The 18,313-nt window shown below is 31.1% G+C and carries 19 protein-coding genes and 1 pseudogene; 1 reads left to right on the top strand and 19 read right to left on the bottom strand.

The features are described from left to right. Positions 1-23 precede the first annotated feature (23 nt). The 12 genes from nusB to DYE58_RS09040 form a co-directional block, all read right to left on the bottom strand. The gene (nusB, locus tag DYE58_RS09095) at positions 24-425 is read right to left on the bottom strand and encodes a transcription antitermination factor NusB (RefSeq protein WP_004823031.1); all 402 of its coding nucleotides are present in this window, start codon (positions 423-425) and stop codon (positions 24-26) included. Further along, positions 425-805 carry an Asp23/Gls24 family envelope stress response protein gene (locus tag DYE58_RS09090; RefSeq protein ID WP_004823029.1) on the bottom strand — a complete coding sequence of 127 codons (381 nt, stop codon included), beginning with the start codon at positions 803-805 and terminating at the stop codon, positions 425-427. Before DYE58_RS09090 ends, nusB begins: the two co-directional genes overlap by 1 nt. Before the next feature lie 124 nt (positions 806-929). Continuing rightward, complete coding sequence (locus DYE58_RS09085; protein WP_040553094.1) at positions 930-1,154, bottom strand: hypothetical protein; 225 nt, start codon at positions 1,152-1,154, stop codon at positions 930-932. After that, on the bottom strand, positions 1,132-1,464 hold the full coding sequence (locus DYE58_RS09080; protein WP_004823026.1) for a hypothetical protein: 333 nt from the start codon (positions 1,462-1,464) through the stop codon (positions 1,132-1,134). Before DYE58_RS09080 ends, DYE58_RS09085 begins: the two co-directional genes overlap by 23 nt. Positions 1,465-1,592: 128 nt before the next feature. Next, positions 1,593-2,942, bottom strand: a complete 1,350-nt coding sequence (locus DYE58_RS09075; RefSeq protein ID WP_004823024.1) for an MATE family efflux transporter — start codon at positions 2,940-2,942, stop codon at positions 1,593-1,595. 395 nt (positions 2,943-3,337) lie between these two features. Further along, complete coding sequence (locus DYE58_RS09070) at positions 3,338-3,802, bottom strand: hypothetical protein (protein ID WP_004823022.1); 465 nt, start codon at positions 3,800-3,802, stop codon at positions 3,338-3,340. Continuing rightward, a complete protein-coding gene (locus tag DYE58_RS09065; protein ID WP_004823021.1) occupies positions 3,786-4,439 on the bottom strand; it encodes a HEAT repeat domain-containing protein in 654 nt (217 codons plus the stop codon). The genes DYE58_RS09070 and DYE58_RS09065 overlap by 17 nt, the downstream gene beginning before the upstream one ends. Before the next feature lie 6 nt (positions 4,440-4,445). After that, positions 4,446-4,970 carry a PadR family transcriptional regulator gene (locus DYE58_RS09060; RefSeq protein WP_004823019.1) on the bottom strand — a complete coding sequence of 175 codons (525 nt, stop codon included), beginning with the start codon at positions 4,968-4,970 and terminating at the stop codon, positions 4,446-4,448. Between the two features lie 122 nt (positions 4,971-5,092). Then, the gene (locus DYE58_RS09055) at positions 5,093-6,766 is read right to left on the bottom strand and encodes a recombinase family protein (RefSeq protein ID WP_004823017.1); all 1,674 of its coding nucleotides are present in this window, start codon (positions 6,764-6,766) and stop codon (positions 5,093-5,095) included. A 16-nt stretch (positions 6,767-6,782) separates the two neighbouring features. Next, positions 6,783-7,031, bottom strand: coding sequence for a hypothetical protein (locus tag DYE58_RS09050; protein WP_004823015.1), 249 nt, complete (start codon positions 7,029-7,031; stop codon positions 6,783-6,785). Beyond that, the gene (locus tag DYE58_RS09045; RefSeq protein ID WP_004823012.1) at positions 7,016-7,222 is read right to left on the bottom strand and encodes a hypothetical protein; all 207 of its coding nucleotides are present in this window, start codon (positions 7,220-7,222) and stop codon (positions 7,016-7,018) included. Before DYE58_RS09045 ends, DYE58_RS09050 begins: the two co-directional genes overlap by 16 nt. Continuing rightward, positions 7,195-7,344 (bottom strand): helix-turn-helix domain-containing protein, encoded by a 150-nt coding sequence (locus DYE58_RS09040; RefSeq protein ID WP_004823010.1) that lies wholly within the window; start codon positions 7,342-7,344, stop codon positions 7,195-7,197. Before DYE58_RS09040 ends, DYE58_RS09045 begins: the two co-directional genes overlap by 28 nt. A gap of 188 nt (positions 7,345-7,532) precedes the next feature. Between DYE58_RS09040 and brnQ the strand changes: the two genes are divergently transcribed. Beyond that, positions 7,533-8,798, top strand: coding sequence for a branched-chain amino acid transport system II carrier protein (gene brnQ, locus DYE58_RS09035; RefSeq protein ID WP_004823007.1), 1,266 nt, complete (start codon positions 7,533-7,535; stop codon positions 8,796-8,798). 495 nt (positions 8,799-9,293) lie between these two features. Here brnQ and DYE58_RS09025 read toward each other — a convergent pair. The 7 genes and pseudogenes from DYE58_RS09025 to DYE58_RS08995 form a co-directional block, all read right to left on the bottom strand. Beyond that, positions 9,294-10,462, bottom strand: a pseudogene (locus tag DYE58_RS09025) (IS256 family transposase). 173 nt (positions 10,463-10,635) lie between these two features. Then, positions 10,636-11,034, bottom strand: a complete 399-nt coding sequence (locus DYE58_RS09020; RefSeq protein WP_004821902.1) for a hypothetical protein — start codon at positions 11,032-11,034, stop codon at positions 10,636-10,638. Further along, a complete protein-coding gene (gene gatB, locus DYE58_RS09015; RefSeq protein ID WP_004821901.1) occupies positions 11,031-12,449 on the bottom strand; it encodes an Asp-tRNA(Asn)/Glu-tRNA(Gln) amidotransferase subunit GatB in 1,419 nt (472 codons plus the stop codon). Before gatB ends, DYE58_RS09020 begins: the two co-directional genes overlap by 4 nt. Continuing rightward, positions 12,449-13,885 carry an Asp-tRNA(Asn)/Glu-tRNA(Gln) amidotransferase subunit GatA gene (gene gatA, locus DYE58_RS09010; RefSeq protein ID WP_004821899.1) on the bottom strand — a complete coding sequence of 479 codons (1,437 nt, stop codon included), beginning with the start codon at positions 13,883-13,885 and terminating at the stop codon, positions 12,449-12,451. The genes gatB and gatA overlap by 1 nt, the downstream gene beginning before the upstream one ends. Positions 13,886-13,893: 8 nt before the next feature. Then, entirely contained in the window at positions 13,894-14,175 is a 282-nt protein-coding gene (gene gatC / locus DYE58_RS09005; protein WP_004821898.1) for an Asp-tRNA(Asn)/Glu-tRNA(Gln) amidotransferase subunit GatC, read from the bottom strand. Beyond that, positions 14,165-16,132, bottom strand: a complete 1,968-nt coding sequence (ligA, locus tag DYE58_RS09000) for an NAD-dependent DNA ligase LigA (protein ID WP_004821897.1) — start codon at positions 16,130-16,132, stop codon at positions 14,165-14,167. Before ligA ends, gatC begins: the two co-directional genes overlap by 11 nt. Further along, the gene (locus DYE58_RS08995; protein WP_004821894.1) at positions 16,132-18,312 is read right to left on the bottom strand and encodes an ATP-dependent helicase; all 2,181 of its coding nucleotides are present in this window, start codon (positions 18,310-18,312) and stop codon (positions 16,132-16,134) included. Before DYE58_RS08995 ends, ligA begins: the two co-directional genes overlap by 1 nt. Position 18,313: the final 1 nt, after the last annotated feature.

Here is an 18,313-nt window from a genome sequence, read left to right as displayed (position 1 = left end):
AAAAACCGAGAGATACCCCTCGGTTAATTTATACTTCTATAAATACTACCTAAAATTCCATTAATAAACTTCTGAGATTCTAAACTTCCATAAACTTTAGCTATTTCTATAGCTTCGTTTATAGATACTTCTTCTGGGATATCTTCTCTATAGAGCATTTCAAAAACCGCAATTCTCAAAATAGCTCTATCGACCTTAGCTAATCTTTTAAAAGACCATTTTTCAAGATTTTTCTCTATAACAGAATCTATTTCTTCTATATTATCTATAAGTTGCGGAATAGCTACATTTATATATTCAATTTCATCGTCACTAAAAGAAAAGTTATCTAAAAATAATTCAACTTCTTTTATATCAAATTTATTAGTTAAATCCATTTGATATAACAACTGCATTTGACCTATTCTTGCTTTTTTCCTACTCATTAACTTCTTACTTTCTCTTTTTCCGATATCGCAATTCCACTTACATGAACATTGATTTCTACAACCTCTAAACCTGTCATATTTTCAACGGCTTCTTTAACTTTTTCTTGTACTACTTTTGCAATTTCAACTATATTTCTGCCATATTCAACAGTTACATAAGTATCTATAACCGCTTCTTGTTCTCCAACGGACACTTTAACTCCACGACCAATATTTTTAACGCCCAATATATCAGTAACAGAAGATTTTAAACTAGCTTGCATCTTTACTACCCCATCAACAGATTCAGCAGCAAGAACTGAAATTGTAGCAATAACATCTTCTGATATTTTTACATCTCCAGATATATCTGTATTTGCTAAATACTTTTCAGACATTTCGCACCTCCATGCTTTAGTAAACTTAATTATATCAAATATACACTATGTATTCAATTTTTTAATTATCTGCGAGAGTGTCAAATTTTTCTTGGAAAACAAATTCCCATATTTTATCAGTTTTTTATATAGCTACGTTTAACCATTGTTTCAACCAGTTTCCTTTACTTCTCTGTATTATTTCTAATTCTATTCCACCTAAATTGTTGTTATATGTTGATGGCTTTATTTTGTTTACTTTTTCATCTAATTCTATTATTGTTTCTTCTTTGTGTTTTTCTCTTCTTTTTTCTAGATAGTATTGTTCTAAATCTCCTCTATTTGCTTCATATAATCGCATTCTTGACATTTACACTTTTGTAGAAGATGGCTTCCATTAACTCTCTTTCTTCTTTTGTCAGTGTAGCTAATGCCTTGTTTATTTCTTCAATTTTCATTTTTACTTCTACAATTTTTTCTAAGTCTATTCTTTCATCTATGATGTTATCTACAAAGTGTCCGTCATAATCAAAAGACGAAAAAGGTAATACGCTGTGTTCTCTATCTTTCTTATAAAGATACTTTTCATGCTCCGTTATTTTCCAGTAGGCTTTATAGACTTCTTTGTTTACTGGTACAGCTTTGCCTTTTACATAAAAGTAATATTCTTTCTTTTCCATTGTGCGTTCCTCCCTTTTTATTTTTCTGTTTTGTTTTTTTGAGAATAAAAAAGGAGGACTTCTACACTTTGGCGTAAAAAGTCCTCCGAAAATAACAATAAAATTAAGTCTTGCTGTTATTAGATTATTTAACTGTTTTTTATTTCTAATCCCAATTTTTTATGAATGTTAATAGCAAAAGGAATTGCGATGATCGTTGTTATCAAATCTGAAATTGTTTGAGCATATATAACACCATTTAATCCCATAAATTTAGGCAACAATAAAATGATAGGGATAAATACAATTCCTTGTCGCAATGAGTTTAAAAATACTCCCCCTAATGCCTTTCCCATAGACAAATATAAGGTAGAGTAGGTAAACTGAAATCCAAATGTTATAAACATAATGACACCTGCTCGTAATGCCGGCACTGCTATATTTAATACATTTTCATCGGTCCCAAATAAAGATAATATACTTGGTGAAAATATATAAATTATCAGAGTCCACACTATGCAAAATACATTTGTCCATTTAATACTTGCCTTTATAGAACCTCTGACTCTTTCATAATTCTTAGCTCCGTAATTAAATCCGGCTAATGGTTGTAATCCTTTCATATATCCAAACACAACATTTGTTCCTAATGTTATAATCCTAAGAACAATACCCATTGCAGCTATTGCTTCTTCTCCATAAAAGGATGCTGCATAGGATATTTTGCTTATAGATATAGTTTGTAGAATCTGAAGTATTAACATAGAAATTCCTATCTTCAATACCTCTTTATAAATTGCAAATGTAGGTTTGAAGTGAGGTATTTTTATCTCAATTAAATTTTTATCTCCTATAAAGTAAATGAGATACATTAGACTCGTTATCACTCTGGCTATAAGTGTCGCAATAGCTGCACCTCTCACTCCTAAATTAAGTCCAAATATGAATATCGGATCCAAAACCATATTTGATATAGAACCTAAAAGCATAGCTTTTAATGAAATTTTGGCAGCTCCTTGTGCAACGACTAAGTTACCAAGTGTTACATTGATTGATCCCAAAATACCGCCTACTATGAATATTCCTGTATAAGACTTAGAAATTTCCATAATAGATGGAATGGCTCCCATAAATTTCAAAACGCCCTCTAAATAGCAAAACAATACAATAGCTGTAATTATCCCTAAAATTGCACTTGATATAAGAGCAATTGTTGCTACAATACTTGCTTCTTTTTTATTATTTCCTCCAAGTAGCCTTGATATATAAGAGCCTGCTCCCGCACCAAATGTTAATCCTATTCCTAAAAAGATAAGTTGAATCGGAAATGCAACTGAAACGGCAGCTACTGCCTCTTTCCCAAGACCGGACACAAAATAGGTATCAACGACATTGTATAAAGCGGCTACCAATAAACTGATAACCATAGGAATACCTAATTTAAAAAGTGCTTTATCAATATTTTCTTCCTTTAAAATTTTTATTCTATTTTCATTCATTTAATCATCATCCTTTTCTCAATTTATAACTTCCAGTATTTATGCAACAAAAAAAGGCATAAATACAAAATAGTATCTGCCTTTTGCTTAATAATTTATAAAACAAAAGGCTACAGACAAAACATTGCCTATAGCCCTTTACATTTTAATTACATATCGAGAAATGTGTACAAAAACAAAGCCAACTAAATGACCTGATTTCTTGTATTTCCCGATGAAATCTTAAATGCAATCTATTTGCTATACTCTGTACAATGTTTCATCGGTTTCATTTGTACAGAGTTAAGTTTGTTCTTAGGATGATTTCTTAAGTAAATTCTCATAACAATCCCCTTTCAGCTATATAGTAGTATTTTATCATCTTTTTCAAAAATCGTCAAAACAGCATACTCACATCAGAAAGTTTCGATTTTTCCCGTAAAATTGTTCGCTTTATCTATCAACGAACCTCTGAATCCCATTGTAAAAGCAATGTTACTACTTCTAATTGCCAAAAGTTTATCTCCTATGTTAACACCCAAAGAATCCATTAAAGACTGAGGAATATTTACATTTGTTCCATTCAAAGATAGCCATCCGTACATTCTTCCCTTATATAAAATAAGTTCTCCTTCTTTTAAACTTCTCTCTGCCAAACATTTATTTCTAACTAATATGCTATTTAATTTTGAATCGGAAAGTAATGATTCTGGCATAACACAGAATCCTCCTGTTTGCTTGCTTCCTGAAACAATATAGATATACTTTTCTTTTTCTAATTTGTACTCCTTTATTACCATAGTCGGCAAACTTAACTTCCCATCTTTTTTTATCTTCGACCAACCAAAAATATATTTCCCACCTTTAGTCATTTGTGGCATTTATCTCACACTCCTCTAAGGCTTTTTTAGTAATCCTAATTGCACCTAAGCTATGAATACGAACAACAGGGTGTGAATCATTATCTGCATACCATTGTAATTTTTCTAAGTACGGTTTGACATAATATGGTTTCCTTTTCCCTATTACTCTAAATATTTCAGGTGCTTCTATACGAACTCGTTCACCCTGATCTGATATCATTTTATAAAATGTATCCAATTTGTCGTAAAATAGTTCAGGAGCATTAGTCGCAATATTTTCGCAAGCCCATACAAAAGAAAGTCTAACTTTTTCTACCTCGTCTTCTTTCATTTCCATTATTTTATCTAAAAAAGGAATAATCAGATTTTTATCAGCTCTACCTATTCTTCCTAATGCATTTACGGAACGCTCTCTTAATTTAGGTGAATCATTCTTTAAGTAAGCTGCAATATCTTCAACATATTTTTTAATTTTCACAGGATGATTTAGTCCCATTTCACCAATGAACCATAACACCTTTGCCTTTACATCAACAGAATACTTTCCATTTAATTTTGTTGCAACTTGATCAATAACTATGTCCCAATTTTCTTTGTTCTTTGTTATCTTTCTTAATTCTTTTAGTATCTCCTTATCATCTTCTATGTTTTTCATTTCGCATTACCTCTCAAAATATACTTTTTTAAAGTCATTTATCCAATCATTTAATGCCTCAGATAACAATACTTGTTGCTTTAAAATAGATTTTGCACATACAGGAATTTCTTTCCTTTCCATTTCTAACTTGCTTACTGCATTTTTATACTTCTCAATTTCTGTTTCAATATTATCTACAATTTCTTTTTCCTCAGAATTAGAAAGCATTCCCATATTGATAACAACTGCATTAAAATCTAAAAATACATTAACCATTTGAACGGATATTTTCTTCATCAGTTCGAGAAAATACTTTTCTCCATCTTCTGTAATACGATAAATAGACTTTTCCGGCATATTCCCTTCTCTTGACAAATTGCCTGTTATATATCCTTTTTCTTCTAACTGAATTACTTTTTTATAAATTGATGGAGTGCTAACTTTAACCCATTTAGAAATATTTCTATACTCAACATTCTTTTGTAAGTCATAAGCACTTTGTTCTTTTTCTTTAATCATTCCCAAAACTATTAAATCTATTGTTGACATATTATCCCTCCAAAATAAAAACTACTATAAGTTATATCACTATATTTTATAGCAGTCAAATTTTAAGGAAATTAATCATAGATTGGTTCATTTTCTCTTTCAACTTTTTCATATACCTATAATTATACTCTCGCTTCTTTTATCTCTTTCTTTAGTGGTACTTGACAATTGCCTATAAAGTTAAAGTAAACATCAACTTGTTGTTTTCTATCTTTTCCTTTTCTTCCTCCTGTTGCTTCATGGACTACTACTTTTTCTATATACTCATTTATCATTGGTACTGTCAGTTCTTCAATATCGGTATACTTCTCTATCATTTTTAGGAATTTATCGGTGTCAACTTTTCTCTGATGGTAGCTTTCTATTTCATTTTCAAAATACTGTATTTGTTTTTCTAAGTCTTGTTGCTCTGTATCATAGGTATTAAATAATCTGTCAAAGTGTTTTACAGGAATTTTCCCAAGTGCGTGGTCTTCATACAGCTTTGTAATGAGGGTTGTCAGTTCTTCATTCCTTGAGGACAGTTTTTCTAATTTCTCTTTATATCCTTGATATTTTTCTTCTCTTTTTTCATCGGATAATTTGTTCATCACTTTTAGAAATTCTTGTTTTTCTTCTTTTGCAAAGTCTGTGATTTCTTTGATTGATTTTAAGAGAATTTCATTCACTGTTTTTACTTTGATGTAGTGCATACTGCAAGAGCCTTTTCTGTGTCTGTAATGTTGACATACAAAACAATAATCACAATCGTATTTCTTTGCTTTATGTTCTGCCGGCTCTCTGTAACTTAACTTTCCTCCACAATCTGCACAGATTAAAAGTCCTGTAAATGGGTGTGAGGTTGTACCATACTTTGGACTTCTTCTCACTGTTTTTCTTAGCCTTTGAGCATTATTCCATGTTTCTTCATCAATGATTGCTTCATGGGTGTTTTTGAAGATAATGAGTTCATCTTCTTTTGCCTTTCTTCGCTTCTTGGTTTTGTAATCAAGGCATATTGTTTTACCAAGTACAGTATGTCCCATATATTCTTGCTTTTCTAAGATATAGCTTACTGTGGTTGGTGTCCAAAAATACGGGTCTTCTATTCCTCTTTTCTTGGAACTGTGGTTATTTTCAGGATAATGTATTTGGGCATAGGCTGATGGGATAAGGACTTTATCTTTGGTTAATATATCCGCTATCTGTGTTACTCCATATCCCTCTATAACAAGATGGTAAATGCGTTTTACGACCTTTGCACTCTCTTTATCGACAAGTAACTCCTGTTTGTTCTTTGGGTTTCTAAAATAGCCGTATGGAACGCTTGGTGATACTCTTTTACCTTCTTCCATTCTTGCTCTGAAGATAGATTGTATTTTTCTTGATGTATCTCTTGCATACCATTCGTTCATAATGTTTAGAAATGGGGTAAAGTCGCTTTCTGCTTGTTTCTCACTATCTATTCCGTTATTGATGGCGATAAACCTTACTCCCTTTTCTTTGAAAAGTATTTCGGTGTAAAAGCCTACTTTGAGATAATCTCTGCCAAACCTACTCATATCTTTTACTATCACAGTAGATACTTTGTTTTCTTCTACTGCTTTTATCATCTTTTGAAATCCCTCTCTATCAAAGGTTGTTCCGCTTACTCCGTCATCGGTATAGTGATAGATATTTACAAAGCCATTTCTTTTGGCATAGCTTTCAAGCAGCTGCTTCTGATTGGTGATTGAATTGCTTTCTCCTTGCATTTCGTCATCACGGCTTAAACGCTCATAAAGGGCTGTTTGTCCTGTTCTTTTCGTATTTGACATGAGAATTACCTCCTTTCTAAGTTTTTATTATTTTCTCTGTCCCTAAAAGGTTAATCCTTTTTCTGCTGTATAAGTATATTGCTGTTATTTGATAGTATCTTTCGTAGTTACTTTTAAATCCTATGCATTCTAGCGGTACGTATTTTACATCTATTTCTGCAAATTCTCCCGGATAAATTCCTTTTAATGGTTTATATTTGCTTTTTGGATAGCTTATTTCCCTTGGTTTTTCATAGTTTTTAAGCTTTTTTATTTGTTTACACATTGAGTTGTAGCTTCGTTTATATCCTGCATAAAGGCATTTTCTATATACTTGACCCATTCCTTTGTGTTTATGGCATTGGTATTTTTTCTAAGTAGTTCTAATTCTTCTTTCGTATGCTCGTTAGGATGACTATCTGGACGTCTTGATTTATTTGCTAATAATTCTACGCTCCCATCATATTTTTTAGCCATCTTTGCACTTGTTGTCTGCTAGTGTTGTATCTTCTAGCTGCTTTTGCGTTATTTTTATGTTTTATTGCATATTCTACTACTTTTTGACGAAATCTTATTTCTTCTGTTATACTGGTTTTCATAGGAAGCCTTCTTTCTAATGTTTTGTTTTTGCTTAAATTTATATTATCAGATGGCTTACTATTCTTTTATTTTTTGTCACATATTTATTATTATCTAACACTATTATTCCCTAACAAATAAAAAATCTCTTTACCCAATACAAAATAATTGATATGATATAGTGAAATTAATTTAAAAAGGAGAAAATATGAAACGTAATATTATTTTAATTTCCGCGATGGCACTTTTTTCCATGCTATTTGGTGCTGGAAATCTAATTTTTCCTCCAACACTTGGTATGCTAGTTGGAGATCAGTTCATAACTGCATTTTTAGGGTTCGTAATAACTGGTGTTGGTTTAGTATTACTCGGTATTGTATCTACTATTAAAGCTGGTGGAACAATTGACTCAGTTGCAAAAAAACTTGGGACTCCAGCTGCTAAACTATTTGGAACTTTAATATTATTGTCAATAGGACCTGGAATTGCAATTCCAAGAACTGCTGCTACAACATTTGAAGTTATCAGAGGTTCTCTGCTACCTAATTTAAATCCTGTTCTTGTATCAGCTATATTTTTTGGTTTAACTTTATTTTTTACATTTAGTCCAAACGGAATAATTGACTCCATAGGAAAATTTTTAACTCCAGCCTTACTCATCACACTTGCAATTATTATAATTAAAAGTATATTAACTCCGATTGGAAAAATTGTACCTACTGGATTTGAAAATTCTTTCAGCTATGGTTTCCAAGAAGGATACCAAACGATGGATATGATTGCCGCTTTAGCATTTACAGTATTGCTAATAGATGGCTTCAAAAAACACAATATATCTGATAAAGATGAGATAGCTTCTCTAACTTTAAAATCTGGTGTCATAGCTACTTTTGCTCTTGCACTTGTTTACTTTGGACTGGCTAGAGCTGGTGCAACTGTTTCAGGATTAAACTTACAAGATTATTCTCGTGTAGACTTACTTTTGTATATTGCTGAAAGCTTACTTGGAAACGCTGGTAAGATATTTATATCTTTAGCTATGTCTTTAGCTTGTCTAACTACTTCTATTGGTCTTACTTCAACTGTTGCTAATTTCTTTGAAAGATCAAGTAATCATAAAATAAAATTCTCAGTATGGGCAATATTAAGTACACTTGTAAGCGGATACTTCTCTATAATGGGAGTTGACCAAATTGTAAGCGTAGCTGCTCCAATTTTGATTGGACTTTACCCTGTATCAATGGTACTTATATTCTTAAACTTGTTCCCCAGTGTATTCAAAAAATCAAGCACTTATATAGGAGCTGTTTTAGGAGCTTGTATCCCAGCTATAAATTCAATATTCTCTGCTGTAGTAGGACATGGTTTAGTAGATAACTTAGTTGTAACTTTACCAGCATCATTACAATCTTTTTATTGGATTATCCCAGCAGTAGTACTTGGATTACTATTTACTCTACTAGATAGAAAATAACAAAAATTTGGAGCTATTGCAAAAGTCCTAAATAAAAAAGACGAGGAAACTAAAAACCCCTCGTCTTTTTTGATACAATGTAATCATGAAAAAACAAAAAGACACACTGTTATTAACTAATTTTACACAGTTAATGATACAATACAATTAAAAATAAACTTTAATACAGAAATATATATAAAAGATGATGTAAAATTAAAACTTGTAAAAAATATAATTGAGAGAATGAACTTATCAAAACTAAAAAAGTCTATTCATCATATGATAGAAAATCCCGTAAATCGGGTCTGTGAAAAGTTTTGTGTATCAGTCCCTCCTGATAGGATGTGGATAATATTTTTCTAAAAAATATCTTAAAATTTAATATATTCAAAAATTCAATTTTAGAATCTTTGTAAACTAATTTTGGCACAACTAAATTAAAAGGTCAAGATTTATACTAAAAATCCACCTTTTTTTGCCTAATTGTTTTTTTATTATGTTGAAGGCAAAAAATTATATTCTGCCTTCAAAAAATATTGTTAATTGCGACAATATCTTATCCCAGCCCCTTATTCTAGTGGCCCACTTGCTAGATGCATCTACCATTGAAAGGTACAAGCTCTTTTGTAGGGAATAGTCGTTAGGAAATATTGTCTTGTTTTTCGTTACTTTTCTGAGTTGCCTGTTAAAGCTTTCCATGGCATTTGTTGTATATATTAGTTTTCTTATTCCTTCCGGATATTTGAAATAGGTGGATAGTTCAGCCCAATTATTTCTCCAAGAGTTAACACACATTGGATACTTTTTACCCCACTTATCTTCGAAAATATCTAAATTTATTGAGGCAAGTTCTTCTGTAGGTGCTTTATATACTGATTTTAAGTCTTTCATTAGTTCTTTTATATCTTTATATGATACAAATTTTGTTGATTTTCTTATTTGATGGATTATACATTTTTGTATTTCTGCCTTTGGATATACTGATTCTATAGCTTCACTAAATCCTGTTAAGTTATCTGTTGAAACTATGAATACATCTTCTAATCCTCTTTCTTTTAGCTGATTTAATACTAAGAGCCAGTATGCTTGATTCATTTTCTCCAACCCACATACCTAATATCTCTTTAAAGCCCTCTAAATTGTATCTTAAGGCTATATATACTGCTTTTTTTACTATTATACCATTTTCTCTTACATAGTAATGGATTGTGTCTAAAAACAGCATAGGGTAGATTTTTTCTAAAGGTCTATTTTGCCACTCTTCTATTGTTGGAAGTATTTTATTGGTTATTTTACTTACCATACCTTCTGATACTCCAAATCCATATACTTCTTTGACATTACTTGATATGTCTCTTGTTGTCATTCCTTTGGCATACATAGATATTATTTGATTTTCTATGTTTGATATGTCTTTTTCATATTTTTTAAGAACTTGTGGTTCAAAGGAGCCTTCTCTATCTCTTGGTATAGCTAGATCTATATCTCCCATAAGATGGTTTGACGGTTTTCTTACTTGAACCATTCCTAGTGTTTAGTGATAATGATTTTTCAACATATTCATATTCTAAATGCTCATCTAGTTCTGCTTTTAACATTTGCTCCGTAGTGTCCCCTAAAATGTCTTTTAATGCATCTTGCAGATCTTGTACAGTTTCCGGTTGGTATTCTTCGATTAGCATCTTTGATATTTTATTTAGTCTGGTTTCCGGTCTTTTCCTTGACATATTAAAATCCTCCTGATTAGTATTATCTTATCAGGAGGATTCGTCATACACAAACTATTTTACAGTCTCAAATGATGTCGCAGAGTAGAGTCATCTATTCTGCAACATCATCTTTTTATTTAGGAATATTATTTCTTTTTTCTCTTTTTTGATTTTTTATTTTGCATATCACTTATCAACTTATCTCTTTTACTATTTCCAATCAAAGTTGCCAAAGCCATTACGCCTAAATATAACTTTATAAAACCTGATATAGGTGTTGGTAAAGTTACTACTAAACCAAAAAATACAACTGTCAAAAATATAAAATATCTATTGTTGAAAATAATTTGTAACTTATACACTAAAATTGATAAACCACCAATTATTATACCTTCAATAAGTGGTATTAAAAATATCAAAAACGTAACAAAACCATTTTCATTCTTATAATTCATAGTTATCCAACCAAGCAATAAATTCAATATTAAAATAGCAGCTAGTCCAATAAAATAAACTAAAAAAACTGTATATTTATTTTCTTTCATTGTACTCTACTCTTTAAAATTTCATTAACTACTCCAGGATTAGCTTTACCTTTAGACTTCTTCATAACTTGTCCAACCAAGAAACCGAAAGCTCTATCCTTACCATTTTTAATATCTTCTATAGATTGAGGATTTTCACCCAACACTTCATCAACCCATATTTCTATTTGTGAGTCATCAGAAACTTGTATAAGTCCTTTTTCTTCGATTATTTCCATAGGCTTTTTTGAAGTTTCAAACATCTCTCTAAGAACTTTTTTACCAGCATTATTGTTAATTTTACCTGATTTTATTAAAGTTAATAGCTCAATAAAATCTTCTTCTTCAAACGGCAAACTAAATCCATTTTCTAAATCATCTACACGTCTTAGAACTTCTGTCATTATCCAGTTACTAACCATATTATAGTCATTAAAATTCTTAGCTACATCATCAAAATAATTTGAAAGTTGCTTAGTTGAAGTTAGAATTTTGGCATCATATTCTGAAAGACCATATTCATTCATAAATCTTTCCTTCTTAGCCTCTGGTAGTTCAGGAAGTTCTTTTCTAACTTGTTCTATATATTCATCATCTATAACTACAGAAACCAAGTCACCTTCTGGAGCAAATCTGTAATCCGCCGCAGTATATTTAACTCTCATCAATACTGTTTCATTGTTTACATCATCCCAACGTCTAGTTGTCTTTGGTTCATCTTCTCCACTTTCAAGTATTTTAATATGTCTTTGCACTTCATAATCTATAGCTTTTTCAACAGCTCTAAATGAATTTAAGTTCTTAACCTCTGTAATAGCCGTTTTCTTGCCAGTTTCTTCATCTTTGATGTTGACATTTACATCACATCTCAAAGAACCCTCTTCCATTTTTACATCAGACACACCTATATATTTTAGAGTGTTTTTTAGCTTTTCTAAAAATTCTCTTCCTTCTCTTCCTGAATTCATATCAGGTTTTGAAACTATCTCAATAAGAGGAACGCCACATCTATTATAGTCAAGTAATGTTTCATCATCTGAATGTAAAGACTTACCAGTATCTTCTTCCATTTGAATTTGGAAAATTCCTACTTTTTTCAGTCCTTCGTCACCATCTATTTCTAGATACCCTTCTGTACAAAGAGGCATATAATTTTGAGTTATTTGGAATCCTTTAGTCAAATCAGGATAGAAATAATTTTTTCTGTCGAACTTAGAATTGTGGTTGATTGTACAATTTAATGCCAAACCTGACATTACAGTATATTTGACAACTTGTTCATTTAGAACAGGAGTTGCCCCTGGAAGAGCTAAGCAAACAGGACAAACTCTTGAATTAGGTTCACCCCCAAAAGTATTTTCACAACTACAAAAAGCTTTTGTCTTGGTAGAAAGTTCAACATGAATTTCAAGCCCAACAATTGTTTTATAGCTCATTATTTCACACTCCTTTCAAATCCAACTCCAGCTTTAATACATTTACTGTCTTTAAATCTACTTGCTGTAAACATTATTCCTGTTGGAAAATCTGAATTCTTAAATGGTACACATATAGAAGGACAGCCTGACATATTAGCAGGAATAGTAAATAAATCAGCTTGATATATTTCAACTGGTTTCATATCTGAATTCAATTCAAAAGGTAACACTGGTGCAGTTGGACTTAATATCAAATCAAAATTTTTAAATATATCTTCATATTCATTCTTTATCATTGTTCTTACTTTCAATGCTTTATAATAATATTCATTTGCTAAGTCTAAACTCAATATATGAGTTCCCACCATAATTCTTTTTTTAACTTCCTCTCCAAAACCTTCAGCTCTACTTTTCTTAAACATTTCCTCGTAAGAATAATATTCACTGTTAGTTCTATGTCCATATCTTAGAGAATCAAATCTTGCTAAATTAGAAGCTATTTCTCCATTTACCAATATATGATAAGTTTGTATAGTGTACTCAAGAGATTTTAATGAAACTTCTTCAACTTTAGCTCCTTCTCTTTTTAAAATTTCTATAGTTTCTCTATAATTATTCATAACAGTAGAATTTAAATCCATAGCTAAATATTCTTTAGGCACTGCTATTTTCATTTCCTTTAAATAATTTGAATTTTCATAGTTTATTTCATCAAAAATAGAATCATTTTTTACAGAAGTGGCATCTCTTAAGTCTCTTCCTGCAATAGATTTCATCAACAAATGAGCATCTTCTACATCTCTTCCCATTGTACCAACAGTATCAAATGTATTTGCCATGCTTGACACGCCATATCTTGACACAGTTCCATACGTAGGTTTAAACCCTACAATCCCGCAGAAACCTGCAGGTTGTCTTGTTGACCCTCCAGTATCAGTTCCTATTGCTATAGCTGCCTCATGACTTGCTACAGCTGCTGCAGAGCCTCCGCTTGACCCTCCCGGAACAAGATTTGTGTCTAATGGGTTCTTTGTATTTCCAAAATATGATGTTCTTGTAGTCGCTCCCATTGCAAATTCATCCATATTTACTTTTCCAAGAATAACGCCATCACATTCTAATATCTTTTCAGATACATTTGAATTATAAGGAGATATAAAATTCTCTAACATCTTAGAAGCACAAGTCATTCTCACATCTTTTACGGCAACATTGTCCTTTATTGCCGTTGGAATTCCCGCAAGTATACCTAAGTGCTCTCTATTTTCATATTTTTGATCTACCTTACTTGCATTCTCAAGTGCTAATTCTTCTGTTATAGTTATATAAGCATTAATTTCTTCATCTTTTTCTTTTATATTTTTTAAATAGGCTTCAGTGACTTCTCTACAACTGAAATCTCTATTTTCATATCCTTTTATAAGCTCATGACCTTTTAATTTGGTTAAATCCATTTTGCCTCCTACTCTACAAACTTAATTATCTTAAAATATCCGTATTTTTCTTCAGCTGTATTCTTGGTAGCTTCTTCAACTTTCAAACTATTTTTAATTTCATCTGGTCTCAGATTATTAGTTGTGTCATTTACATGAAAAGTCATCTCTAAATCATCTAAGTTTAAATTTTTAATCTCATCTACTAATGCAAAAGTTTCATTGAAATTATCTTGGAATCCTTTTAACTCCTCTTCACTAAACTCTATCATAGCTATATCCGCTATATGTTTAATTTCCTCAAGATTCATAGCTTCCTCCTAACATTTCATTTAATTCTTGTTCATCTATAACTTTTATATTTAAATCTATCGCTTTTTGATATTTTGAGCCAGCATCTTCTCCTGCTATTACATAGTCTGTATTTTTACTAACTGCTGATACTATCTTAGCACCTTTAGACTCTAAGATGGACTCTAAATCTTTTCTAGGCATTGATAATTTACCTGTTATTACAACTTTTTTATCCGTAAATTTTGAATCTTCTTGAACAATTTCTTCATAAATAGGCTCTACTCCAAGCTCTAATAATTCATCTATTGAGTTTGAAATTTTATCATCATTTAAAAATTCAACTATATCCTTAGCTGTAATCGGTCCTACATCTTCCATTTGCACTAACTCATCATACTTTGCAGTTCTAAAATTTTCAAAACTTTTATAATTTTTAGCCAAGTCTGTAGCACTTTTAATGCCAACATTTCTTATTCCAAGTGCGTATATAAAATTATTCAAGTTCACATGTTTAGATAATTCTATAGCTTGCAATAAATTATTTACTTTCTTGTCTTTAAATCCCCTTAACTCTAATAAATCCTCTTTTTTCAATCTATATAAGTCAGGAATTTCTCTTATGTTTAGCTCACTCAATAACTGCATTATTGTTTTTTCACTCAAGCCTTCTATATTCATAGCATCTCTTGATGCAAAATGAGTTAGTCTTGAGACCAATTGTGGTACACAACTCATTGTATTTGGGCAAAATATGTGAACTCCATCTTGATAGAGCTCACTTCCACAATAAGGACAATTTACAGGTTTTTCAATTTTTTTAGTTGGCTCATCCGTAGGTACAGAACCAAGTATTTCAGGTATAACATCATTTGAACGTCTTATAATTACATTACCGCCTATTTCCACGTTCTTTCTTAAAATATCATCATAATTGTTAAGTGTTGCTCTTTGAATTGTAACCCCGCCTATATCTACAGGTTCAAGAACCGCTGAAGGAGTTACCTTTGCCGTTCTACCAACATTCCAAATCACATCTAATAGTTTTGTAACTACTTCCTCTGCTTCAAATTTATAAGCTATTGCCCATCTTGGAAATTTGTTTGTATACCCTAACTCATTTCTTAATTTGAAATTATTTACTTTTACAGTAACACCGTCAATTAATATGTCTAAGGTACTTCTAATTTCAGATATTTTATTTATGATTTCTATAACTTCATCTATCTTCTTGCAATGGTAGTAGTGAGAGTCAACTTTAAATCTATTTTCTCTCAAAAACTCTTTCATATCAAGGTCAGATTCAAAATCTTTTCCCTCTATATATCCTATGTTATAAAAATTAGCAGTTAAATTTCTCTGTGCTGTAACTTTTGGGTCTAAATTTCTAAGTGCACCGGCTGCTGCATTTCTAGCATTTTTTAATTTTTCTTCATGAGTCTTATTATATCTTTCAAGTTCATGAAGTGGCATCAAACCCTCTCCCTGAACTTCCATAATTCCTTTAAAATCAATTGTCAAAGGAATAGAGTATATTGTCTTTATCTGTTCTAAAATCTTTTCTCCAACACTTCCATTTCCTCTTGTAGAGGCAGTAAAAAGATTACCATCTTTATATGTTAAGTTTATAGTTAACCCATCAAATTTTAATTCCACAACATAATCTAATTCAAACCCGAGTAACTGAGCAGTTCTAAAATTTCTCTCATGCCACGAAACTAATTGCTCTATACTCTGAGCCTTATCCATTGAATAAAGCTGTCTAATGTGTTCATGCTTTTCAAACTTATCTAATACTTCTCCACCAATTCTGTTTGTTGGAGAATCAGCTAAAATTATACCTGTAGAACTTTCCAATTCTTTTAATTCGTCGTATAATCTATCATACTCTTTGTCAGATATAGATGGATTATCCAAAGTATAATATCTATAATTATGTTCGTTTAATAACTTAACTAATTCCTTTATTCTATCCATTATTCCACCAATGTTAGTGGTGCCATTGAAAGCATAAGTTTTTTAAGTCCTTTACCATCAAAAGAAACCACTATTTCATAATCGTCGCCCTTTTCTGTCTTAGATACTATCATACCCGTTTTCCACTTTTTATGGAATACTTTATCACCTACTGAAAGCTCCAATACAGCTTTATCAACTTGTTTTTTCTCTTCCTTTTTAGGTTTATACTGTGTGAAATCTTTTACTTCTACTAAATGGGTTCTGGACTTATATTCAACTTCTGGTTTTGTCTTCTCTAAATCTTCTCCCATTTCGTTGATAAATCTAGACTCTAAACTTGGTGTTGTTCTACCATACATAGTTCTCGTTTCAGCTGAACTTATATAAAGCTCCTCTTCCGCTCTTGTCACAGCAACATAGCAAAGTCTTCTCTCTTCTTCAACATCCTCATCTTCTTCGATAGACCTAGCTGATGGGAATAACTTTTCTTCAAGTCCCACTAAAAATACAACTTTAAATTCCAAACCTTTTGACGCATGTATGGTCATAAGATTTACACCCTTGTCATCACTTGATTTATCCACATCTGATAACAGTGAAACTCCTGCCAAGAAATCTTCTAATGTTACTGTTTCATCTCTTCTTTCGCTTTCAACAGCTGTTGATAAAAGCTCTCTTATATTTTCTATTCTTGTTCTAGCTTCTACAGTATTTTCCGCCTCCAATTCTCTCACATAACCTGATTCATAGATAACTCTCTCTATAAATTCAGATAGTCCTAAATCATCAATATGATTTCTAAGTAACTCTATTAAATCTCTAAATTCTTTAAGTTTCTTTTGAGCTCTTAGTTGTAATTCATCCATACATTCGTTACTTGATATAACATCGTACAAACTCATCCCTCTTGGTGCAGCATACTCGGCAATTTTAGCCGTTGTACTATCTCCTATTCCTCTCTTTGGAACATTTATTATTCTCAATAGAGCTACATCATCACTTGTATTTTGTATAAGTTTTAAATAAGCCATTATATCTTTGACTTCTTTTCTGTCATAAAACTTAAGGCCACCTATCATTCTATAAGGTATTGTTTCTCTTACTAAAGCTTCTTCAAACCCTCTTGATTGAGCATTAGTTCTATATAAAATGGCCATATCAGAATAATTATAGCCCTTATAATTTAACTGTTGTATTCTTTGAACTACACCATGTTCTTCTTCTGAAGAATGTCTAAATTGTCTATATTTTACTTTCTCTCCAGCGCCTTTAGAACTCCATAAATTTTTATCCCTTCTATTTGGATTGTAACTTATGACATTATTTGCAATGTTTAATATATTTGTTGTAGACCTATAATTTTGCTCAAGTAAAATTACTTTTGCATCTTTAAAATCTCTTTCAAAATTTAAAATATTAGATATATCAGCACCTCTCCACGCATAAATAGATTGGTCATTGTCCCCAACAACTGTCAGGTTTGGATTTTCTCCACTTATAAGTCTGATAAATCTATACTGCATATTATTAGTGTCTTGATACTCATCTACAAATATATACTTAAACTTTAAATTATAGAATTTTCTAATATCTTCATTCTCTTCTAACAATTCAACTGTCTTTATTATTAAATCATCAAAATCAAGAGCATTATTACTCTTAAGTTTGGACTGATATAACGAATATATTTCTCCAACATTTCTTGCATAAAAATCTACATAATGTTCTTTTATATATGAATCAGGATCTATATCTTCATTTTTCAAATGAGAAATAGTAGCTAGTATTCCCCTGCTCTTATAAACATACTTACTTAAATTCAGCTCTTTTATACAGTCTGATACAAGAGTATTTTGGTCACCCGAATCGTATATTGTAAAATTAGATGTATATCCTATTCTTTCAATATTCTTTCTCAAAATTCTCATACAAATTGAGTGGAAAGTTCCTATCCACATTGAACTTGCCTCTTCATCAATGAGTTTATCCACTCTTTCTAACATTTCCTTAGCCGCTTTATTTGTAAATGTTATTGCCAAAATAGAACTTGGAAATATATTTTTTTCTTCTATCAAGTAAGCTATCTTATTTGTAACTACTTTTGTCTTTCCTGAACCGGCTCCAGCTAATATTAAAACAGCTCCATCCGTTTGATAAAGCGCTTCACTTTGTCTATCGTTTAAATCTTTATAATTCATT

It is taken from the genome of Peptoniphilus indolicus, from assembly GCF_900454665.1.
GTDB lineage: Bacteria > Bacillota > Clostridia > Tissierellales > Peptoniphilaceae > Peptoniphilus > Peptoniphilus indolicus.
This window is presented reverse-complemented; position numbering and strand designations above follow the sequence as displayed.

What these genes read in the sequence shown, in the direction of transcription:
- nusB (WP_004823031.1), bottom strand. Translation starts at nt 425, where the DNA reads ATGAGTAGGAAAAAAGCAAGAATAGGTCAAATGCAGTTGTTATATCAA.
- DYE58_RS09090 (WP_004823029.1), bottom strand. Translation starts at nt 805, where the DNA reads ATGTCTGAAAAGTATTTAGCAAATACAGATATATCTGGAGATGTAAAA.
- DYE58_RS09085 (WP_040553094.1), bottom strand. Translation starts at nt 1,154, where the DNA reads ATGTCAAGAATGCGATTATATGAAGCAAATAGAGGAGATTTAGAACAA.
- DYE58_RS09080 (WP_004823026.1), bottom strand. Translation starts at nt 1,464, where the DNA reads ATGGAAAAGAAAGAATATTACTTTTATGTAAAAGGCAAAGCTGTACCA.
- DYE58_RS09075 (WP_004823024.1), bottom strand. Translation starts at nt 2,942, where the DNA reads ATGAATGAAAATAGAATAAAAATTTTAAAGGAAGAAAATATTGATAAA.
- DYE58_RS09070 (WP_004823022.1), bottom strand. Translation starts at nt 3,802, where the DNA reads ATGCCACAAATGACTAAAGGTGGGAAATATATTTTTGGTTGGTCGAAG.
- DYE58_RS09065 (WP_004823021.1), bottom strand. Translation starts at nt 4,439, where the DNA reads ATGAAAAACATAGAAGATGATAAGGAGATACTAAAAGAATTAAGAAAG.
- DYE58_RS09060 (WP_004823019.1), bottom strand. Translation starts at nt 4,970, where the DNA reads ATGTCAACAATAGATTTAATAGTTTTGGGAATGATTAAAGAAAAAGAA.
- DYE58_RS09055 (WP_004823017.1), bottom strand. Translation starts at nt 6,766, where the DNA reads ATGTCAAATACGAAAAGAACAGGACAAACAGCCCTTTATGAGCGTTTA.
- DYE58_RS09050 (WP_004823015.1), bottom strand. Translation starts at nt 7,031, where the DNA reads ATGTGTAAACAAATAAAAAAGCTTAAAAACTATGAAAAACCAAGGGAA.
- DYE58_RS09045 (WP_004823012.1), bottom strand. Translation starts at nt 7,222, where the DNA reads ATGGCTAAAAAATATGATGGGAGCGTAGAATTATTAGCAAATAAATCA.
- DYE58_RS09040 (WP_004823010.1), bottom strand. Translation starts at nt 7,344, where the DNA reads ATGAAAACCAGTATAACAGAAGAAATAAGATTTCGTCAAAAAGTAGTA.
- brnQ (WP_004823007.1), top strand. Translation starts at nt 7,533, where the DNA reads ATGAAACGTAATATTATTTTAATTTCCGCGATGGCACTTTTTTCCATG.
- DYE58_RS09020 (WP_004821902.1), bottom strand. Translation starts at nt 11,034, where the DNA reads ATGAAAGAAAATAAATATACAGTTTTTTTAGTTTATTTTATTGGACTA.
- gatB (WP_004821901.1), bottom strand. Translation starts at nt 12,449, where the DNA reads ATGAGCTATAAAACAATTGTTGGGCTTGAAATTCATGTTGAACTTTCT.
- gatA (WP_004821899.1), bottom strand. Translation starts at nt 13,885, where the DNA reads ATGGATTTAACCAAATTAAAAGGTCATGAGCTTATAAAAGGATATGAA.
- gatC (WP_004821898.1), bottom strand. Translation starts at nt 14,175, where the DNA reads ATGAATCTTGAGGAAATTAAACATATAGCGGATATAGCTATGATAGAG.
- ligA (WP_004821897.1), bottom strand. Translation starts at nt 16,132, where the DNA reads ATGGATAGAATAAAGGAATTAGTTAAGTTATTAAACGAACATAATTAT.
- DYE58_RS08995 (WP_004821894.1), bottom strand. Translation starts at nt 18,312, where the DNA reads ATGAATTATAAAGATTTAAACGATAGACAAAGTGAAGCGCTTTATCAA.